The sequence below is a fragment of the Hymenobacter armeniacus genome (genome assembly GCF_014699055.1).
GTDB lineage: Bacteria > Bacteroidota > Bacteroidia > Cytophagales > Hymenobacteraceae > Hymenobacter > Hymenobacter armeniacus.
In genome coordinates this window covers 591,050-609,617 of record NZ_JACXAC010000002.1, presented here as the reverse complement: position 1 = coordinate 609,617, position 18,568 = coordinate 591,050, and the positions used below count along the sequence as shown (strand labels likewise).

12 protein-coding genes are annotated in these 18,568 nt (G+C 64.1%); 3 read left to right on the top strand and 9 right to left on the bottom strand.

Annotated elements, in window-relative coordinates; translation table 11 throughout:
• Window positions 1-58: 58 nt before the first annotated feature.
• Window positions 59-1,615 (bottom strand): M28 family metallopeptidase, encoded by a 1,557-nt coding sequence (locus IC234_RS06990; RefSeq protein WP_190923133.1) that lies wholly within the window; start codon window positions 1,613-1,615, stop codon window positions 59-61.
• 325 nt (window positions 1,616-1,940) lie between these two features.
• Between IC234_RS06990 and IC234_RS06985 the strand changes: the two genes are divergently transcribed.
• Window positions 1,941-2,324 (top strand): hypothetical protein, encoded by a 384-nt coding sequence (locus tag IC234_RS06985; RefSeq protein ID WP_190923132.1) that lies wholly within the window; start codon window positions 1,941-1,943, stop codon window positions 2,322-2,324.
• A gap of 117 nt (window positions 2,325-2,441) precedes the next feature.
• Window positions 2,442-3,017, top strand: coding sequence for a hypothetical protein (locus tag IC234_RS06980; RefSeq protein ID WP_190923131.1), 576 nt, complete (start codon window positions 2,442-2,444; stop codon window positions 3,015-3,017).
• Between the two features lie 86 nt (window positions 3,018-3,103).
• Here IC234_RS06980 and uxuA read toward each other — a convergent pair whose 3' ends face one another.
• The 8 genes from uxuA to IC234_RS06940 form a co-directional block, all read right to left on the bottom strand.
• Window positions 3,104-4,273, bottom strand: a complete 1,170-nt coding sequence (uxuA, locus tag IC234_RS06975) for a mannonate dehydratase (protein WP_190923130.1) — start codon at window positions 4,271-4,273, stop codon at window positions 3,104-3,106.
• A gap of 153 nt (window positions 4,274-4,426) precedes the next feature.
• Complete coding sequence (locus IC234_RS06970; RefSeq protein WP_190923129.1) at window positions 4,427-5,248, bottom strand: SDR family oxidoreductase; 822 nt, start codon at window positions 5,246-5,248, stop codon at window positions 4,427-4,429.
• A gap of 101 nt (window positions 5,249-5,349) precedes the next feature.
• Window positions 5,350-7,605: a beta-glucosidase BglX gene (bglX, locus tag IC234_RS06965; protein WP_190923128.1), complete on the bottom strand. Its 2,256-nt coding sequence runs from the start codon at window positions 7,603-7,605 to the stop codon at window positions 5,350-5,352.
• Window positions 7,606-7,822: 217 nt separating this feature from the next.
• Window positions 7,823-8,692 carry a sialate O-acetylesterase gene (locus tag IC234_RS06960; protein ID WP_190923127.1) on the bottom strand — a complete coding sequence of 290 codons (870 nt, stop codon included), beginning with the start codon at window positions 8,690-8,692 and terminating at the stop codon, window positions 7,823-7,825.
• 137 nt (window positions 8,693-8,829) lie between these two features.
• Window positions 8,830-10,344, bottom strand: a complete 1,515-nt coding sequence (locus tag IC234_RS06955) for an agarase (protein WP_190923126.1) — start codon at window positions 10,342-10,344, stop codon at window positions 8,830-8,832.
• Window positions 10,345-10,376: 32 nt separating this feature from the next.
• Window positions 10,377-12,242, bottom strand: a complete 1,866-nt coding sequence (locus IC234_RS06950; RefSeq protein ID WP_223827523.1) for a glycoside hydrolase family 2 protein — start codon at window positions 12,240-12,242, stop codon at window positions 10,377-10,379.
• A gap of 113 nt (window positions 12,243-12,355) precedes the next feature.
• A complete protein-coding gene (locus tag IC234_RS06945) occupies window positions 12,356-13,870 on the bottom strand; it encodes a RagB/SusD family nutrient uptake outer membrane protein (RefSeq protein ID WP_190923125.1) in 1,515 nt (504 codons plus the stop codon).
• 102 nt (window positions 13,871-13,972) lie between these two features.
• Complete coding sequence (locus IC234_RS06940; RefSeq protein WP_190923124.1) at window positions 13,973-17,176, bottom strand: SusC/RagA family TonB-linked outer membrane protein; 3,204 nt, start codon at window positions 17,174-17,176, stop codon at window positions 13,973-13,975.
• A 318-nt stretch (window positions 17,177-17,494) separates the two neighbouring features.
• Here IC234_RS06940 and IC234_RS06935 point away from each other — a divergent pair, with 318 nt between their 5' ends.
• On the top strand, window positions 17,495-18,511 hold the full coding sequence (locus IC234_RS06935; protein ID WP_190923123.1) for a LacI family DNA-binding transcriptional regulator: 1,017 nt from the start codon (window positions 17,495-17,497) through the stop codon (window positions 18,509-18,511).
• Window positions 18,512-18,568: the final 57 nt, after the last annotated feature.

Genomic DNA, 18,568 nt, shown 5'->3' with positions numbered 1-18,568 from the left:
TGCGTTAGGCCCCCCTCCCCCTTGGGAGAGGGGCCGGGGGTGAGGCGCCCGCTTGTCTCTACTGCGGCTTCGCCGCCGCTGGCAGCGGCTTGCGGGGCAGCTTCTGGTCGCGCATGGCGGCGTCGTACACAAAGCTGGCCACTACCACGGAAGCCTGCTTGAGGTCGTCGGCGATGAGGCGGTCGTAGGTGTCCTGGTTGGTGTGGTGGGTGACGGGGAAGTAATCGAGGCCGTCTTGGATGAACTGGAAGCCGGGCAGGCCCACGGCGTCGAAGGCGATGTGGTCGGTGCTGCCGGTGTTGCGCAGGGTCACGGTGCTGGCGTCGAGGTCGGCGAAGGGCGCCAGCCACTGCTGGAAAATGGGCGCCACGGCCTCGTTGCCCTGGGCGTAGATGCCGCGGATTTTGCCGCCGCCGTTGTCCAGGTTGAAGTAGGCCGCCAATTTCTCGTGTTCGGGCTTGAGCTGCATGGTGGCGGGGTCGGCAAAGTGGTTTTTCACGTAGCCGCGCGAGCCGTGCAGGCCTTCCTCTTCCTCGCCCCAGAGGGCAATGCGGATGGTGCGGCGCGGCTTCAGGCCCGTGGCTTTGAGGATGCGCACGGCTTCCATCATCACGGCGCAGCCGGCGGCGTTGTCGGTGGCGCCGGTGGCGGCGTGCCAGGAGTCGAGGTGGCCGCCGAGCATGACGACTTCGGATTTCAGCTTTTTGTCGGTGCCGGGGATTTCGGCCACCACGTTGTAGCCCTTCAAATCCTGGGTTTGGAACCGGGTTTTGGTTTCCATCTCCACTTCCACGGGCACGCCGGCTTCTACCAGCCGAATGAGGCGCAGCTGGTCTTCGGGAGCAGTTTCGATTTCGGGCAGCGCGGGTTTTGCATCGGCGGCGTAGGGCGCGCCGTTGCTGGTGTTGAAGGTGCCATAGATGCCGCCGCGGGCGCTGAGCACGCCGGCCGCGCCTTCGGCTACCAGCATATCGGCTACGGCGGTGCGCAGGGCGGCCATGGCTTTGCGGCTGGCCAGCATGGCAGCATCGGGGGCGGTGCGAGCCGGCGCGGTGGACGGCTCGGTCATCTTTTTCAAATCTTCGTCGGAATAGCGCCGGATGGCGCCTTCGGTGGCGGGCTTGAGGGGCGCGGCCACGCTCATCACCACGATTTTGTCGCGTAGCTGGCCTTTGTACTGGGCTAGGTCGGCCTCGGTGGCGGCTTTCATCACCACCACTTGCTTGCGCACGGGACCGGGCGTACTGGGCGTCCAGGCCTTCGGAATGCCCACCAGGGCGTGGTAGTAGGGCGCCGTCATGGCCACGTACGACTTCTCAATGTCCCAGCCGCGGCCGAAGTCGCCCCAGGCTTCGATGTTGGCGTTCGTGAGGCCGTACTTGGCCAGTTGGGCCTTGGTCCACTCGTTGGCGCGCTTCAGGCCGTCGGAATTGGCCAGGCGCGGGCCGTTCACGTCGGTGAGGTAGAAGGCCGTTTCCATCACCTTGGAGCGGTTCATGCCTTCGTCGCGGATTTTGGCCAGTGCCACCGCATCGAGCTTTTCGGTGGTTTGGGCAATGGCGGGCGCCAGGTTGGCCAGCAGACCGGCCAGGGTCAGGAGCGCAAGTTTATTCATTGAATGAGCGGTAAGGAGGTTTTTCCGTCTCTAAGGTAGGCAAAACCGAGGGGGCGTCGCAGCCCATGAAAGCTTTTCAAGCGCCATAAAACGCCTTTTGGCACGAAATGCCGCGACGGTATCGGCGGTTCGGTCTGGCAATTCGGCCGCTTGGTCGGCGCCCGGCGCCTGCCCGTCCAGCCTGGCTTTTTTGGCCGCTTTTCGGCCGGTCGTTTGCAAATACCCTGGCAGAACGAGTCGATTCACAACCTCCGGCGCCCGCTGCCTGCAGCACACGAGCCCAGCCTTTTCAATCCCCACTCCTCACCTTCTTCACTCAGAAATCATGAAAGCCTCCTTGTTTTCCCTCCTCGCCGCCGCTGCCCTGTTCACGTCGTCGGCCGCCTTTGCCGCCGAAGGTCCTTTCGACCACCGCTACGACGACCGCAACAGCAAAGACTTCAACTACGGCTACGACCGCAACCACCGCGTGACCGCCGCCGAGAGAGCCCGCTGGGAAGCCGCCCACCGCAACGACCGCCGCGACGATGACCACTTCGACCGCAACCAGAACTATGGCTACGACCGCAACCACCGCGTAACGGCCCAGGAACGGGCCCGCTGGGAAGCCCAGCAGCGCGCCCAGCGCGAAGCCCAAATCCGGGCGCAGCGCGAAGCCCAGGAACGCGCCCGCTGGGAGGCTGCCCACCGCCAGTACGGCCGCCGCTAGTTCGTCGCCAAGCCAACTCCGCCGTCAAAGTCCCGTTCTAAGCTTTGGAACGGGGCTTTTTCGCGGTCATTCCATCAGCTCCGTTTTTTTCAATTTCTCACCCTCATTTTCTCTTCCATGAAAAAGTACCTGTTGCCTCTGTTCGCCGCGTGCGCCTTCACCGTGGGCACCGCCGCCGCGCAAACCACCTCCCCCGACGCCGCTGGCATGCAGGGCCCGGGCCGCGGCTACGGCCGCATGCAAGGCTCGCCCGAAGAAATGGCCAAGCGCCAGACCGAGCGCATGACCCAGGAGCTGGGCCTCAGCTCCGACCAGGCCGCCAAAGTGCAGCAAATCATGATGGCCCGCGGCCAGGAAATGCAGTCGATGCGCGGCCAGATGGCGGGCGGCGACCGCGAAGCCATGCGCACCCAAATGCAGGCCATGCGCACCAAGTACGACGCCCAGTTTAAGGAAGTGCTGACCGCCGACCAGTACACCAAATACACCGCCATGGAAGCCGACCGCATGAGCCGCGGCGGGCGTGGCATGGGTGGCCCCGGCATGGGCGGCCCCGACGGCGCCGGCATCGACAAGATGAAGGCCAAAACCGACGATGGCGACAAAATCAAAGCCAAAGAAGACAAGCTGAAAATCAAGGAAGCCAAAGCCAAGGCCAAAGCCGACAAGGTGAAAGTGAAAACCGACAAGTAAGCCTTCGCGCAGCCCTCAAACAAAAAGCCCCGCTCAGCTGAGCGGGGCTTTTTTGTGCCCATGGGCGGCCGGGATGTTGTTCGGGCCTAGGCGTCCAGCCCGCGGCTGATACCCAATTCGAGGCCCCGCAGCTCGGCCAGGCCGCGCAGGCGGCCGATGGCCGAGTAGCCCGGGTTGGTTTTCTTCTTGAGGTCGTCGAGCATCTGGTGGCCGTGGTCGGGGCGCATGGGCAGGCGCACGCCGCGCCGGCGCATGGCCAGCACCAGCTCGCGCATCACGGCGTACATGTCCACGTCGCCTTCCAGGTGGTTGGCTTCGTAGAAATTGCCGTCGGCGTCGCGCTGGGTGCTGCGCAGGTGGATGAAATGAATGCGCTCGGCAAACTGATGCACCATGGCGGGTAGGTCATTATCAGCCCGCACGCCAAAGGAGCCGGTGCAGAAGCACAGCCCGTTGGCGGGCGAGGGCACAGCGGCGGCCAGGGCGGCTACATCGGCTGCAGTACTCACCACGCGCGGCAGGCCCAGAATGGGGTACGGCGGGTCGTCGGGGTGAATGGCCAGGTTGATGCCCACCTCCTCGGCCACCGGCACAATTTCCTGCAGAAACAGAATCAAATGCTCGCGCAGGCAGGCCGCGTCGATGCCCTGGTAGGCATCAAGCGCCTGCTGAAACTGGGCCAGCGTGAAGCTTTCTTCGCTGCCCGGCAGGCCGGCAATGATGTTGCGCTGCAGCAACTGCTTTTCGTCGTCGCTCATGGCGGCCAGGCGGGCGTCGGCCCGGGCCAGCTCCTCGGCGGTGTAGTCCTGGGCGGCGTTTTGCCGCTTCAACAGCAGCGCATCGAAGGCCACGAAGGCGGCTTTTTCGAAGCGCAGGGCCCGGGAGCCGTCTTCCACCTCGTAGGCCAGGTCGGTGCGCGTCCAGTCCAGCACGGGCATGAAATTATACGTCACCGTGAAGATGCCGCAAGCCGCCAGGTTGCGCAGGCTCTGCTGGTAGTTGGCGATGTAGCGCAGGAAGTCGCCGGTGCGGGTTTTGATGTTTTCGTGCACGGGCACGCTTTCCACCACGCTCCACGCGAGGCCGGCGGCGGCCACTTCGGCCTGGCGCTTGGTGATTTCTTCCACGGACCAGACCTGGCCGTTGGGCACGTGGTGCAGGGCCGTCACCACGTCGGTGGCGCCGGCCTGGCGGATGTCGGCCAGGCTCACGGGGTCATTGGGGCCGTACCAGCGCCAGCTTTGAATGATGGGCATTTTATGGCAGGAGTTGTAGAGACGCAATATGTTGCGTCTCGTCGTTGCTGATGTTGTTATGATTGCGCGGCTACGATTTTGCAGGCGGCGCGGTGCCGGACGTTCAACGGCGAGACGCAATAAGTTGCGTCTCTACATTGTTCCGCGGTCCAATTATACCCCGCTGAAGGCATTGAAGCCACCATCTACCACCACCGTTTCGCCGTTCACGAAGCGGGAGGCGTTGCTGAGCAGGTAAATGAGCGTGCCGGTTAGCTCTTCGGGCTCGCCGAAGCGCTGGAAGGGCGTGTGGTCGATGAACTTGCGGGCACGGTCGGTGTGCGAGCCGTCGGCGGCCACCAGCAGGCTGCGGTTTTGCTCGGTGAGAAACACGCCGGGCGCAATGGCATTCATGCGGATGCCGCCGCCGTAGCGCTGGCCCAGCTCGTTGGCCATCCAGCGGGTGTAGCCCTCGATGGCCGTTTTGGCCAGGGTGTAGCCCATCACGCGGGTGAGCGGGCGCTGGGCCGTGAGCGAGGAAATGTTGACGATGGAGCCCGTGCCCTGCCCCGCCATCACGCGGCCAAACACGGTGGTCGGAATCACGGTGCCGAACAGGTTCAAATCGACGGCGCGGCGGGTGTCTTCAATGCCCACGTCGAACAGGTTCTGGTCGGGGCCCACGGTGGCGCCGGGCATGTTGCCGCCCGCCGCGTTCACCAGCCCGTCGATGCGGCCCCAGGCAGTCATGATTTTGTCGCAGGCGGCGCGCATCTGGGCCGGGTCGAGCACGTCGCCGAGCACCACCAGCGCTTCGCCGCCAATGGCCCGAATGGCCTCGGCCCGCGCCTGGGCCCGCGCGGCGTTGCGGCCCAGAATGGCCACTTTGGCACCCGCCTCGGCCACGGCCAGCGACATGGAAGCGCCCAGCACCCCGGTGGCCCCGGTGATGACGACGACTTTATCGGCTAATGAAAATTGGTTGGGCGTTGGCATAAGGTTGTGGGGTGCGGGGCTTGCCCCCGCCCGTCGTGGAAAGGAATTGGGATAGAAATGAGATGGGCGGCGCGGCCGTTTGGGCGGGGCAAGCCCGGCCGCTACTGCAGTTCCACCGTGCCTTCGAGCCGGATGTCGTCGGAGGCGCTGCCCACCATCAGATTGAAAGTGCCGGGCTCGGCGGCCCACTGCAGCTGGTTGTTGTAGAAAGCCAGCTTGTTCGGGTCGAGGGTGAAGGTGATGGTTTGGCTTTTGCCGGGCTTGAGGCTGATTTTGCGGAAATCCTTCAGCTCCTTGAGCGGGCGCACCACCGAGGCCACGGGGTCGCGGAGGTAGAGTTGGGCCACTTCCTCGCCGGTCACTTTGCCAGTGTTGGTGAGCGTGAAGCTGACCTGCACCGACTCGCCGGCTTTGAGCTGCGGGCGGCTGATTTTGAGGTCGGAGTACTTGAAGGTGGTGTAGCTCAGGCCGTGGCCGAAGGCGTAGCGCGGCGTGCTGGGCGCGTCGATGTAGGCCGATTTGTAGCGAATGTCGCCCGGCTTGGTGACGGGGCGGCCGGTGTTGTACTGCTGGTTGTAGGCAATGGGAATCTGGCCCACGTTGCGGGGGAAGGTGATGGGCAGCTTGCCCGCGGGGTTGTAGTAGCCGTAGAGCACGTCGGCCAGGGCCAGGCCGCCTTCCGAGCCGGGCCACCAGGCGTAGAGAATGGCATCGGCCTGCTCGGCAATGGCGTCAAAAATGAGCGGACGCCCGCCAAACACCACCACGGCCACCGGCTTGCCCGTGGCCTTCAGGGCTTTGAATAGTTCTTCCTGCACGCCGGGCAGGTGGATGTCGGTGCGCGACTTGGCCTCGCCGCTCATGTCCCAGGCTTCGCCCACGGCCAGCACCACGAGGTCGGCGTTGCGGGCCGTGGCCACGGCCTGCTCGAAGCCGGCGCGGCTGTCGCCGGTCACCGCACAGCCCTTGGCGTACAGCACCTCGGTGGCTTTGCCGGCGCGCTGGCGCAGGCCGTCGTAGAGCGAGGTGATGCGCGTGGTGTCGGTGTCCACGGTCCAGCTGCCGTTGAGGTCGCGCTTAGCCTTGGCCACGGGGCCAATGAGGGCAATGCGGCGCAGCTGCTTGGTGAGGGGCAGCGTGGCGCGCTCGTTTTTCAGCAGCACCAGCGACTTTTTGGCCATCTGGCGGGCGGCGGCGCGGTTTTGCGGGTCGGCCAGCACTTGCTGCTCGCGCTTCTCATCCGAGAAGCGGTAAGGGTCGTCGAACAGGCCCAGCTCAAATTTCTTGCGCAGAATGCGGCGCACGGCGTCGTCCACCACTTCCATTTTCACCTTGCCGCTCTGCACCAGCTGGGCCAGGTTCTGGCTGTACACGTCGGCTTCCATGTCCATATCGGAACCCGCCGTGATGGCTTTTTGGGCTGCATCCTTCTTGTCAGCGGCGTAGCCCCAGGTCACCAGCTCGCCGATGGAGCCCCAGTCGCTCACCACGAAGCCGGGGTACTGCCACTGGCCTTTCAGGACGTCGCGCTGCAGGTAGCTGCTGCCGGTGGCCGGCACGCCGTTCAGGGTGTTGAAGGAGTTCATGAACGTGGCCACGCCGGCATCGGCGGCGGCCTTGAAGGGCGGCAGGTAGGTTTCCCAGAGCTGCTGGGGGCTGAGGTCCACGGCGTTGTAGTCGCGCCCGCCGATGGCGGCCCCGTAGGCGGCGAAGTGCTTGGCGCAGGCCATCACGGCATCGGTGCCGCCCAGCTTTTCGCCCTGAAAACCCAGCACGCGGGCTTTGGCAATCTGGGAGCCGAGGTAGGTGTCTTCACCAGCGCCTTCCATCACGCGGCCCCAGCGCGGGTCGCGGCCCACGTCAACCATGGGCGCAAACGTCCAGTGAATGCCCGAAGCAGCCGCCTCGCGGGCGGCCACGTGCGCGCCCAGCCGAATGGCGTCGAGGTCCCAGGAAGCGGCCTCGCCCAGCGGAATCGGGAAGGTGGTCTGGTAGCCGTGGATGACGTCGAGGCTGAAAAGCAGCGGGATTTTGAGGCGCGACTTCAGCGCTTCGGCCTGAATTTCGCGCGTGTCCTTCACCCCTTTCACGTTCAGCATGGAGCCCACTTTGCCGCTGCTGATGCTGCTGAGCAGGGTGCTTTTGCGGTCGCTGGCCGGGCCAGTTACTTCTCGGCCGGAATACTGGTTGAGCTGGCCCACTTTCTCTTCCAGGGTCATCTGGGCCAGCAGCGCCGTCACGCGCTGGTCGATGCTGGCATTGGCGGAAGGCGCGGGCGCGGCGGTCTGGGCCAGGGAGGCGGCGCCGGGCAGCAGCAGGCCCAGCACCAGAAGCGGCTTGGTAAGCAAACGAGTCATTCGGAAAGCGGAAAAAAGCCACCGGAGCGGCCGGAAAAAAGTGCGAATACTGGCGGCCACCGGCCATAGCTCCCCCGCCCGAGGCTTCCGTTGTACGTTCCCACCATCACCAGGAAGCAGCGGGTAAACCGGCAGAGCTATGTTGAAATGGGTGTTTCGGGCCGGCGGCCGCCAGCTATACGCAATGCCCTGGCGGGCAGAGAAGAGAGGGGGTTGGTTAGTTTTTGCGGGAAGGGTGGCGGTGCAAGGCCTGCATGGCGGCCGCGTAGCGCCGGCCCAGCAGCCGGGCCGACGCCGCGTTGAAATGCGTGTGGTCGCCGATGTCGGCCGTGCCTTCGGCGCCGATGTAGGCGTAGTTAGCAACCTGAGCTGCTAGTGCCGCCACGGCCTGGTTGACGCGCCGGGCGGCTTCGTTCGGGTGCGGCTGGCCGTCGGGGCCGGCTTTGTTTATCTGAAAAGCGGGCAGCTGCCCGGCCACGAAGGGCACGCCGGGCGCCCGCAGGTCGGCGCGCAGCTGCGCAATCAGCGCCTGGAGCTTCTGCTCGTACGCGGCGCTTTTTTCGGGGGTGCTGTCGGTTTCGCCCTGGTGCCAGATGATGCCGGCCAGCGTGCCCGTGCGCAGGGCCGTGCGGGCGCGGGCCAGGGCATCGTCGTAGGGATGGGTTTTGGTGCCTTCGAAGTAGGCGCCGGGCACCCAGGCGTCGATGCCGGAGCCGCCCACCGCGCACGGAATCAAACCAATGGTGAGGCCGGGGTCCTGCGCCGCCATCAGCCGGCCGAAGCTCAGACCCGGCCCCACGCCGGCAATGGCCTTATCGAAGTGAAGGGGGTCCTGGGCCACTTCCCACTGCCCGGCCGGGTTCAGCCGCAGCACGCGCGCGTTGGGCACGGTGTCCTCGGCTTCTACCAGGCCGCGCCCGGCCATGTTCGACTGGCCGATGAGCAGGTAGAGGCGGAACTTCTCCTTTCTAGCAGGCGGCGTTGCGGCTTGGCGCAGGCGCGGCTTCAGGGCTTGCGCGCGCAGCCCGGTCGTTGGCAGCAGGGCCACGAGCAGGAAGTATAGCAGAGGCAAGCGGCAGGAATTCATGGAACGGAGTAGAGACGCAATATTTTGCGTCTTGTCGTTGCTGATGTTGTTTAGGGAGCGCGAGTCTGGGGGTCGGAGCGGTTCCAGTCGTTCAACGAAGAGACGCAACATGTTGCGTCTCTACCTCGGTTTGGCAATTATTGCGGCTGGCGCTGGTCGAAGAAATCGGCCAGGTGGTACATCTGCTGGTTGAGCTCGCGCATCTTGTCCAGCAGCGGCGGGTAGGGCTCCAGGTAGTTGTCCACGATGCCCTTGTTGGCGTTGGTGTTCGAGGGCTCGGCGCCCACCAGGGTGGGGTCGTTGTCCTGGTACTTGAACCAGTGCCAGCCCACGCAATTCTTCGATTCGAGCAGGCCCAGCGTGAAATTCTGGTAAAACTGGCCGCGGTCGGCCTGGGTCTTCACCACCCAGCCGGCGCCGGCGGTGTTGGCCAGGCCGGGGGCATCCTCCCCTTTCACGTACCATTCCGTCACCATGAAGGGCTTGCCGGCGAAAAGCTCCCAGTCGCGCACCCAGGTTTTTTCGGGCGTCCAGTTGTTGTAATAATTGATGCTCACCACGTCGAGGTACTTGCCGGCCACTTTCATCAGCTCGGGGTAGTAGCGCTGGGCGCCGTGGAAGCGGCAGCCGAGGTACATGTGGTTGGGGTCGTACTTTTTCATGGCCGTGGCCACGATGCTGAAGTAGCGGTCGGCGGCGTAGGCCAGGAAGTCCTGGCGGTTCTGGTCGGTAATGGTTTCGAGGGTGATGTTGCGCTCGTCGGCCCACTTTTTGGCGGCTTGGTAGCCGGGCTCGGTGGTGGGCAGCTTGAGGTAGCCGTCGAGATTTTTGCGCAGCAGCGGCATCTCGTTGTCGGAGAAATAGCCGAAGAGGTTTTTGTCCTTCTTGTTGCTGGCCAGGTATTTGGCGCGCTCTTCCACGTACTCCTGAAAGCCGGGGTCGAAGGTAAAAATCACGTCGTTGGGGTAGCCTTTGTGGCCGGGCTGCACGTAGGTGCCGCCGCGCTTGCTGCCGTAGCCGCTCATCAGGTCCAGGTTGATGGTGTAGGCCAGCGGCTGGTCGGCCTTCTGGTTTTCGGCCTGAATCTCCTTGGTGGCCGACCACGCCCCCGCCCCATTAAAGCCATTGGCAAACAGAAATTTGCGGGTGGCCGTCATCCAGCCGGCGCGGTCGGTGTACTTATCGGCCAGGGCCTTTTTGGTGCGCTCCGAGCTGCCGGGCTGCACGTCGTTCGGGGCGTTGTGCAGGAAGTAGTAGCCGTCGGGGTCCACGGCCCACCAGCGGCCGTCCACCTTCTTCACGTAGAAGAAGCCGGTGGCCTTGGTCTTCTTGTCGAGGCGCCCGCCGTACTTGTCCAGCTTCACGGTGGCGGGCTTGAAGCCCTGCAGCGTGGCCACGGTGCGCGTGGGGTAATTCTTGTACTCCGTAAAGCCCGCCTTGCCGTCGACGGTGGAGTTGTTGATGGTTTTTTTGGCGGCCACGCGCAGGGTGTATTCGGCGCTGTCGCGGGAGGCGGTTTGGGCGTGGGCAGTGTAGCTGAACAGGCAAAAACCAGCAGCTAGAATCTGCTTAGATGGCAGACGATGTAGAGACGCATATTTGCGTCTCGTCGTTGAACTATCGCCGTCGATTGTGCGGACGACGAGACGCAAATATGCGTCTCTACGAGTGGCGGACTCAAACATCATTTTCCGTCGTATTTAGTTGCCATCTGCCGGTAGTAATCCTGCAGCACATAAAACGCTTTCTTCTTCACGCCAGTGCTCGAAATCAGCCCCTTGCGGTTGAAGCCGTTCTGATACACCGGGTGCTGGCGGCGGGTGGCACGGAAGTCGGCCAGAATCCAGGGCGTCATGCCGCGCAGGCCCTTGATGGTACTCAGCATCTTGAGCTGGTTCACGTAGAGCGCCTCCTGGTACTCCTCGCTCCAGCGGGTTTCGGCATCGCCGTGGTAGCCGGCCAGCGCATCGCCGCCAAACTCGCTGATGACCACCGGCTTGTTGTACTTGATGTCGAAGGTGTACTTCGTGATTTCGCTCGGGCTGCCGCCCCAGTACCAGCCGGCGTACTCGTTGAAGCTGGTCAGGTCCAGCGACTCGCCCAAAGCATCGTCCACGTGCACCACGTTGTCGGGGGTGCGGTGCAGCTCCAGCGCGGCCGCAATCAGGCGGGTGTCGTCGAGGGAGCGGGCTTTGGTCACCAGGCTGGTCATGAATTTCAGGCGCGGGTCGCCCAGCGGCGTTTCGTTGCCCACGCTCCACACCACCACGCTGGCGCGGTTTTTCCCCATCGAAATCAGGTCCGAAAGCTGGGCTTCGGCGTTTTGGTAGGTGGCGGGATTTTCCCAGGCAATGGTCCAGTACACGGGCACTTCGGCCCACACCAGCAGGCCCATCTCGTCGGCCAGCTTCAGCATGGCTTCGTTGTGCGGGTAGTGGGCCAGGCGCACGTAGTTGCAGCCCAGCTCCTTGGCCCAGGTGAGCAGCATGCGCAGGTCGCCCTCGCCGCGGGCGCGGCCCGGAATCAGCGGGTTTTCGTCGTGCATCGAAATGCCGCGCATGAAGATGGACTTGCCGTTGAGCAGAATGTCCTGGCCCTTGGTCTGAATGGTGCGGAAGCCGATGTTGTCGGTCACGGCGTCGGCGCCGCTGCTCAGCCTCACCGCATACAGCTTGGGGCTTTGTGGCGACCATAGCTTCAGCTTCTTAGCCGGCAGACTGAAGGTGGCGCGGCCGTCGGCATCGGTCTTCAAGGTTTGCTTAATGCCCGCTTCGGCAATGTTCAGCGTCACGGCCTGGTTGGCCTTGGCGGGGCCGTCGAGCTGCACGTAGCCGGCCAGCCGGGTGGGGTCGTTTTTGGCCAGCTGCACCTTGTAGTCCACCACGAAGGTTTCGGGCGCTTCGGCCACGAAGACGTCGCGCGTGATGCCGCCGTAGTTCCACCAGTCGGTGTTGATGGTCGGGACTTCCTCGGCGTGGCGGGTGTTGTCGGCCTTCACCACCACGAAGTTGTCGCCGGTGGCATTCAGCTGGCTGGTGATGTCGTACTGAATGGGCGTGAAGCCGCCCTTGTGCATGCCCAGCTTCTTGCCGTTGAGGTAGATGTGCGCCTCGTAGTTGATGGCCCCGAAGTACAGGAAGTAGCGCTTGCCGGCCGCGGGCTTCAGGCTGAAGCTCTTCTTGTACCAGATGGTGCCTTCGTAGTACAGCAGCTTGGGGTCCTGCGAGTTCCAGTCGCCGGGCACCATCAGGCCCGCCGATTGGTCGAAGTCGTACTCAATCAGCTCCGGCTCCTGCCTGGAGCTGGGCTTGGCATTGTCGTAGTAGCCGCCTTTGCCGGTTTTCGACTGGTCGAACGCCATGCGGCGGTAGTCGTAGAAGCCGTTTTCGTAGGGGTCGATGATGTAGTTCCAGCGGCCGTTGAGGCTGAGCACTTGGCGGCCCGGCGCGTGCTGAATGAGGGTCTGGGCCGGGGCCGCCGGGGCGGCAGCGAAACCGGCAGCGCACAGCAGCGCCGCCAGCAGCCGCTTCATCGGGGAAAGAAAGGTCATGGGCAAGGAAGGAAGTGGGAAGGCAGAAAAAATGGCGAGTGGATGAGGCGACAGCCCCGGCCCTTGCAGAGGCCATTGGGGACTGTCGCGGACTCATCGCCTCACCATTTTGCCTAGTTGTAGCCCGGGTTCTGGGTCAGAATCGGGTTGGTTTGGATTTCCTGCACCGGCAGGGGGAAAAGCAGGTCGTTCGGGTCGATGCGGACCGCGGAGTTGTAGCGGGCAAAGAAGGCGTTCATCACCGGAATGGCACGGTCGGTGCGCACCAGGTCGAACCAGCGGTGGCCTTCGAAGTTGAGCTCCAGGCGGCGCTCCAATTCGATGCGGTCGCGCAGGGCGGTTTGGCTGATGGTGGCCGGCAGGTCGACGGTGGCGTTGGCCGTGGCCACGGGCAACCCGCGCGAGCGGCGGATGACCTGGTTGATGGCCGCCAGGGCGGCGGCGTTGGGGCCGGTGGCCTCGTTCACGGCCTCGGCGTACATGAGCAGCACGTCGGCTTGGCGCAGCACTATCCAGTCGTTTTCGGCGTCGGTGGCCGCGGTGGGGGTGTCGATGTACTTGCGGGTGTAGTAGCCCAGCGTGGCCGCCGAGCCCGTAGGCAGCACGTACGACGTGGCGGCGCGCACGTCGGAGGCGCCGCTGGCCGTGAAGGCGGCAATCAGGTCGTTGTCCACGGTGTTGAACTGCTGGCCGGTAAAGGCCGCGCCCAGCAGGGCCGTCGACTGCGTGGTGCCGTAGGCGGGCATAAACCACGTGGTGAAGGCGCTGCCCAGGCCCAGCGTGCCCTTGGTGTAGCGCGCCGCGAAAATGATTTCGCTGTTCATCTCGTTGGTGGTGGCGAAGATGTTGGCGTAGGTGGCCTGCAGGGCGTAGGTGGTGCCGGTAGCTAGCGGCTGCAGCTTGTCGGCGGCGGCCTGATATTTCTTCTGCGTCAGCAGCACTTTGCCAAACAGCGCCGTGGCGGCGCCCTTGGTGGCGCGGCCCAGGTTGGTGGTGCCGGTGTAGGTCACGGGCAGGTTTTTTTCGGCAAAGTCGAGGTCCTGCTCAATCTGGGCATACACCTCGGCCACCGGCCGGCGGCCAAAGGCGTAGGCGTCCTGAATGGCTTGCAACTCCTGCGTCACCAGCGGAATGTCGCCCCAAATGCGCACGGCGTTGAAATACGTCAGGGCCCGCAGGAAGCGCACCTCGCCGTAGTAGCGGTTGCGGGTGGCATCGGTGAGCTTCACGGCGCCGGCGCGGCTGAGGATGAGGTTGCAGCGCGCAATGGTGCGGTACGTCGAGAGCCAGTAGCTCTGGATGTGCTGGTTGTCGCTGAAGAGCGTGAAGTCGTTGAACTCGTTCAGGCGCTCGCCCGAGGTCACGGTGTAGCTGTTGTCCGACGGAATTTCGGCGAAGATGAACCAGCCGCGGCTGCCGCCGGCCCGGCCGTAGAGGTCCTGCAGCGACGAGTACGCCGCCGTCACGCCGGTGAGGATGCTCAGCGAGTCCTTGTAGCTCTCCGTGGTGGGCACGCGTGTGGGGTCGTTCAGCTCGATGAAGTCCTTCTGGCACGAGGTGGTGCCCAGCACGCCCAGCCCCAGCACCGTGGCCACGGCCGCGCCCGAGAAAAATTGATTGAAAGTCATGGTGGGAATTAATTAATAATTATTAGTTGCTGGTTGTCAGTTGTTAGCAGGCTGCAATTGTCGCTTTACACTGACAACTGACAACCAGCAACTGACAACCAACTAGAAGCCGACCTGCAGGCCCAGCGTGACGGTGCGGTTCATGGGGTAAGAACCCTGGTCGACGCCGTAGGTGGGGTTGGTGGTGTTGCCGTAGTTGTTGGCTTCGGGGTTGTAGCCCACGTACTTGGTGAAGGTGTACAGGTTCTGCACCGAGGTGTAGATGCCGGCGGTTTGCAGGCCGGCTTTCTTGGCCCAGCCCACGGGCAGGTTGTAGCGCAAGGTCACGTTGCGGATGCGCAGGAACGAGCCGTCCTGAATGAAGTAGGAGTTGAACTGGGTGCGCAGCGAGGTGGCGGTGGTGGCAAAGGGGGTTTTGCCGTCGCCGGGGTTGTCGGGGCTGCGCCAGCGGTCCACCAGCTGCACGCGGCCGTTGGTCTGGCCGGGGGCGTTGAATGTGTACCGGTCGCCGGCGTACAGCACGTCGTTGCCCTGCGAGCCCTGCAGCGTGATGGCCAGCGACAGGTCCTTGTAGCCAAACGTGTTTTGCAGGCCGTAGGTGAAGTCGGGGAAGGGGTTGCCGATGACGCCGATGTCGAGCGAGTTAATCTGGCCATCGCCGTTCACGTCCTTGAACTTGAAGTCGCCCGGCTGCACGGCCAAGGTGCTGCCCGTCCACTTGGGGCTGCCGTCCACGTCGGCCTTGTCGCGGTAAATGCCTTCCTGCTGGTAGCCGTAGAACACGCCCAGCGGCTGGCCCGGCACCACCCGAATGGAGCTGGTGTAGCCAAACACGGCGTCGAAGGTGATTTGCTCATTGGCGCCCGCCAGGGCAATTACTTGGTTGCGGTTCATCGAGACGTTGAGGGCCGTGTTCCAGGTGAAGGGGCCGTTCACGATGTTGGCCGTGTTGAGCTGGAATTCCAGGCCACGGTTGCGCACCTCGCCCACGTTGGCCAGGGCCCGCGACGAGTAGCCCAGAATGGCCGGGATGTTGCGGTTAAGCAGCAGGTCGGTGGTGTTGCGCTGGTAGGCGGCCACGGTCAGGTAGATGCGGTCGCGGAACAGGCCGAAGTCGAAGCCGGCGTCAAACTGGGTGTTGGTTTCCCAGCCCAGGTTGCGCAGGGCCAGGCCGTTGGGCGCAAAGCCGTAGTTGCGCACGCCGTTGCCGTTGCCAAACACGTAGTTGGCGGCCGTTTGGTAGCTCTGGTAGTTGTAGTCGCCGATGTTGTTGTTGCCCGTCACGCCGTAGGAGGCGCGGAACTTCAGCTCCGAAATGGCCGGAATGCCCTTGATGAAGGTTTCCTCGCCGGCGCGCCAAGCCAGGGCCACCGAGGGGAAGGTGGCGTAGCGGTTGTCGGGGCCGAAGCGCGAGGAGCCGTCGGTGCGCAGCGCGGCCGTCAGGATGTAGCGTTCCTTGAAGGAGTAATCGACGCGGCCGAAGAGAGAAACCAGCGAGTTGGCCGAGTAGTTGGTTTGGCCGAAGAGCTGGCCGGCGGCCGTGGCGTACTCGATGTCGGGCGTGGTGTAGGTGCCGGTCTGGCCCAGCACGGTGCTGCCCTCGTTCTGGTTGTACTGGGCCGAGTAGCCGGCCAGCAGGGTCACGTCGTGGTCGGCGCCCAGCTTGCGGTTGTAGGTGGCCGTGTTTTCCCACACCCAGTTCAGGTTGGTGTTGTTGACCTGCCGGGCGTCGATGTTGTTGAGGATGGGGTTCGAGAGGTTGGCGCTGGCGTTGTTCACGGTGCTCAGCGTGGCCGGCACGTAGATGGCGCGGCGGTTGTTTATCAGCTCGGCCCCGAAGTTGGTGCGCAGGTTCAGGCCCTTGAGGATTTCAAAATCCAGGAAGGCCGAGCCCAGGCCGCGCACCGAGCTGGTGCGGTCCTTATACAGGTCGATGGTGGCCACGGGGTTGAGCAGGTCGCCGGGCGTGGTCACGCCCGAGCCCGAGTTGCGAATGGCGCCGTAGTCGCCGTTGGCCAGGTACACCGGGATGACGGGCGGCAGAATCAGGGCCGCCGTCACGATGGCCGTTTCGCCGCCGGGGCCGCCGCCCGAGATGTTGCCGCCGTTGTAGCTGCCCGAAATCGGCTTCACGTCGGTGCGCGAGAAGTTGGGGGCCAGGCTCAGGCCCAGCTTCAGCTTGGGGCTCAGCTGCGCGTCGTAGTTGGCGCGCAGGGCGAAGCGGTCGAAGCCGGTGTTCTTCACCACGCCCTTCTGGTTGAAGTAGCTGCCCGAAATGTAGAAGCGCGACGAATTGGTGCCGCCCATGGCCGACAGCTGGTACTGCTGCTGCGTGCCGGTGCCAAAAATCTCGTTCTGCCAGTCAGTGTTCGGCAGCTCGGGCGCGCCGGGCGCCAGCTGGGCCGGCAGGGCGCGGTTGCCGTTTCGGAAAGATTCGCGCAAGTAGTCCAGGTACTGCTCCCGGTCCATCAGGTCCACCTTTTTGGCCACCTGCACCACGCCGGCGTTGGCCGTGAAGTTGAAGCGGGTTTTGCCGTCGTTGCGGCCGCGCTTGGTGGTCACAATCACGATGCCGTTGCCGCCGCGCGAGCCGTAGATGGCGCAGGCCGCCGCATCTTTCAGAATCTGAATGCTCTGAATGTCGCCGGGCGGAATCTGGTTGTAGCTGTCGGCGCTGTTGAGCGGGTAGCCGTCCACCACGTACAGCGGCGAGTTGCCGGCCGAAATCGAGCCCAGGCCGCGCACGCGAATCACCGCGCCCTGGCCGGGCTCGCCCGAGGGCTCCGTAATCTGGGCGCCGGCCACCAGGCCCACCAGCGCTTCGGAGGGCGACGACACCGGAATCAGCTCCACCTGCTTGGCCGAAATCGAGGAAATGGACGTGGCCAGCAGCTTCTTCTCCTGCACGCCGTAGCCCACCACCACCACTTCTTCCAGCGCCTTCGAGTCGGGCGCCAGCGTGGCGTTGATGGAGGTGCGGCCGTTCACGCTGGCTTCTTCGCTCAGGTAGCCCACGAAGGTGAAAACCAGCGTGGCGTTGTCGGGCGCTTTGATGGTGTAGCGGCCTTCCACGTCGGTCTGGGTGCCGTTGGTGGTGCCCTTCACGATGACGTTGACGCCGGGCAGGCCCGCGCCCTTCTCGTCCAGCACGCGGCCGGTGATGGTGATGTCGGCCTTCACCCCCCGGGCGGGTGCGGGCGCAGCGGCCAGGGCCAGGGTGGGGGCACTCAGCCCCAGGCTCAGCGCGGGCAGCAGCACCAGGGGCCGCAGGTAGCGCCGAAAATCGGGTCGTATAATTTCCGTCATGGTGGTGGGGTGGGTTTGGTGACGATGGGAGGGCCGCGGCGGGCGGTAGCAGAGCCGCGCGGGCAGAGTAGAAAGTGGCCGAAAGCCAACAGCAAGCGCGGTCAGTGAAGACTTACCCAACCGATTGCCCTGCGAAGTACTGGGTTCTTCCCACCGATTGCAGCTAGTGGACAGGTCTTTATTTACGCAAACGTTTTCGGTAGCTGCGCCCAGAATGGCGGTTTTCCGGGGCCCAACCGTTAGGTTTGTGTATTGCGGCTTTGCCACTTGTTGTAGAAAATTGTCACTTCTTTTCTTCCGTCTTCCCCCGTTCCTGCCATGACGCCCGTGAACCTGAAGTCGCTGGCCGAGCAACTCAACATGTCTATCGCCACGGTTTCCAGAGCCTTGCGCGACAGCCACGAGGTTTCTGAAGCCACCAAAGCGCGCGTGCGGGCCCTGGCCACGGCCCTCAACTACGAGCCCAACGCCTACGCCAGCAGCCTACGCCGCAACCTGAGCAAGACCATCGGGGTGGTGATTCCGAAAGTGGCCAACCACTTTTTTGCCCTGGCCATCAACGGCATCGAGGAAGCCGCCCGCCAGAGCGGCTACCACGTCCTCATCTACCTCACCCACGACGACTACGCCCGCGAAGTGTCCATTGTGCAGCACCTCAAGGGCGGGCGCATCGACGGCCTGCTCATGTCGGTGGCCAGCGGCACCGAAGACTTTGCCCATATCAAAAGCCTGCAGGAAACCAACCTGCCCATCGTGTTTTTCGACCGCGTGTGCGCCGAAGTGCCCACCGCCAAAGTGACCACCAACGACTACGAAAGCGGCTACCGCGCCACCGAACACCTCATTCAGGCCGGCTGCCAGCACATTGCCCACCTGCTCATCTCCAACAACCTGTCCATCGGCCAGTTCCGGCAGCAGGGCTACCTCGACGCCCTGCAGGCCCACGGCCGCGCCCACGCCCCCGACCTGGTGCTGCCCGGCGTGATGGACAACGAGCAGAACGTGGTGCTCATTCGCGAGCTGCTGCAACGTCGGCCCGACATCGACGGCATCTTTGCCTCGGTCGAGCGGCTGGCCATCAGCACCTACCACGTGTGCCGCGAGCTGGGCCGCCGCATTCCCGACGACATCAAAATCATCGGCTTTTCCAACCTGGAAGCCGCCTCGCTGCTCGCCCCTCCCCTCTCCACCATCACGCAGCCGGCCTACGACATCGGCCGCGAAGCCGCTAAAATCCTGCTGCGCGCCGTGGAAAAAAAGAAGCCCGTGCTGCCCAGCCAAAGCCTAGTGCTGGAGTCGACGCTGTTTGAGCGCGACTCCACGGCCCGCCGCTAAGCCGGCACCGGTCAGGTCACCTGAAAAAAGGCCCGTTCCTGCGCAGGAGCGGGCCTT

Excerpts from the sequence above, each read along its gene's own strand:
- uxuA (WP_190923130.1), bottom strand. The coding sequence starts at position 4,273 with ATGCCCATCATTCAAAGCTGGCGCTGGTACGGCCCCAATGACCCCGTG.
- IC234_RS06980 (WP_190923131.1), top strand. The coding sequence starts at position 2,442 with ATGAAAAAGTACCTGTTGCCTCTGTTCGCCGCGTGCGCCTTCACCGTG.
- IC234_RS06950 (WP_223827523.1), bottom strand. The coding sequence starts at position 12,242 with ATGACCTTTCTTTCCCCGATGAAGCGGCTGCTGGCGGCGCTGCTGTGC.
- IC234_RS06985 (WP_190923132.1), top strand. The coding sequence starts at position 1,941 with ATGAAAGCCTCCTTGTTTTCCCTCCTCGCCGCCGCTGCCCTGTTCACG.
- IC234_RS06945 (WP_190923125.1), bottom strand. The coding sequence starts at position 13,870 with ATGACTTTCAATCAATTTTTCTCGGGCGCGGCCGTGGCCACGGTGCTG.
- IC234_RS06970 (WP_190923129.1), bottom strand. The coding sequence starts at position 5,248 with ATGCCAACGCCCAACCAATTTTCATTAGCCGATAAAGTCGTCGTCATC.
- IC234_RS06935 (WP_190923123.1), top strand. The coding sequence starts at position 17,495 with ATGACGCCCGTGAACCTGAAGTCGCTGGCCGAGCAACTCAACATGTCT.
- bglX (WP_190923128.1), bottom strand. The coding sequence starts at position 7,605 with ATGACTCGTTTGCTTACCAAGCCGCTTCTGGTGCTGGGCCTGCTGCTG.
- IC234_RS06960 (WP_190923127.1), bottom strand. The coding sequence starts at position 8,692 with ATGAATTCCTGCCGCTTGCCTCTGCTATACTTCCTGCTCGTGGCCCTG.
- IC234_RS06940 (WP_190923124.1), bottom strand. The coding sequence starts at position 17,176 with ATGACGGAAATTATACGACCCGATTTTCGGCGCTACCTGCGGCCCCTG.
- IC234_RS06990 (WP_190923133.1), bottom strand. The coding sequence starts at position 1,615 with ATGAATAAACTTGCGCTCCTGACCCTGGCCGGTCTGCTGGCCAACCTG.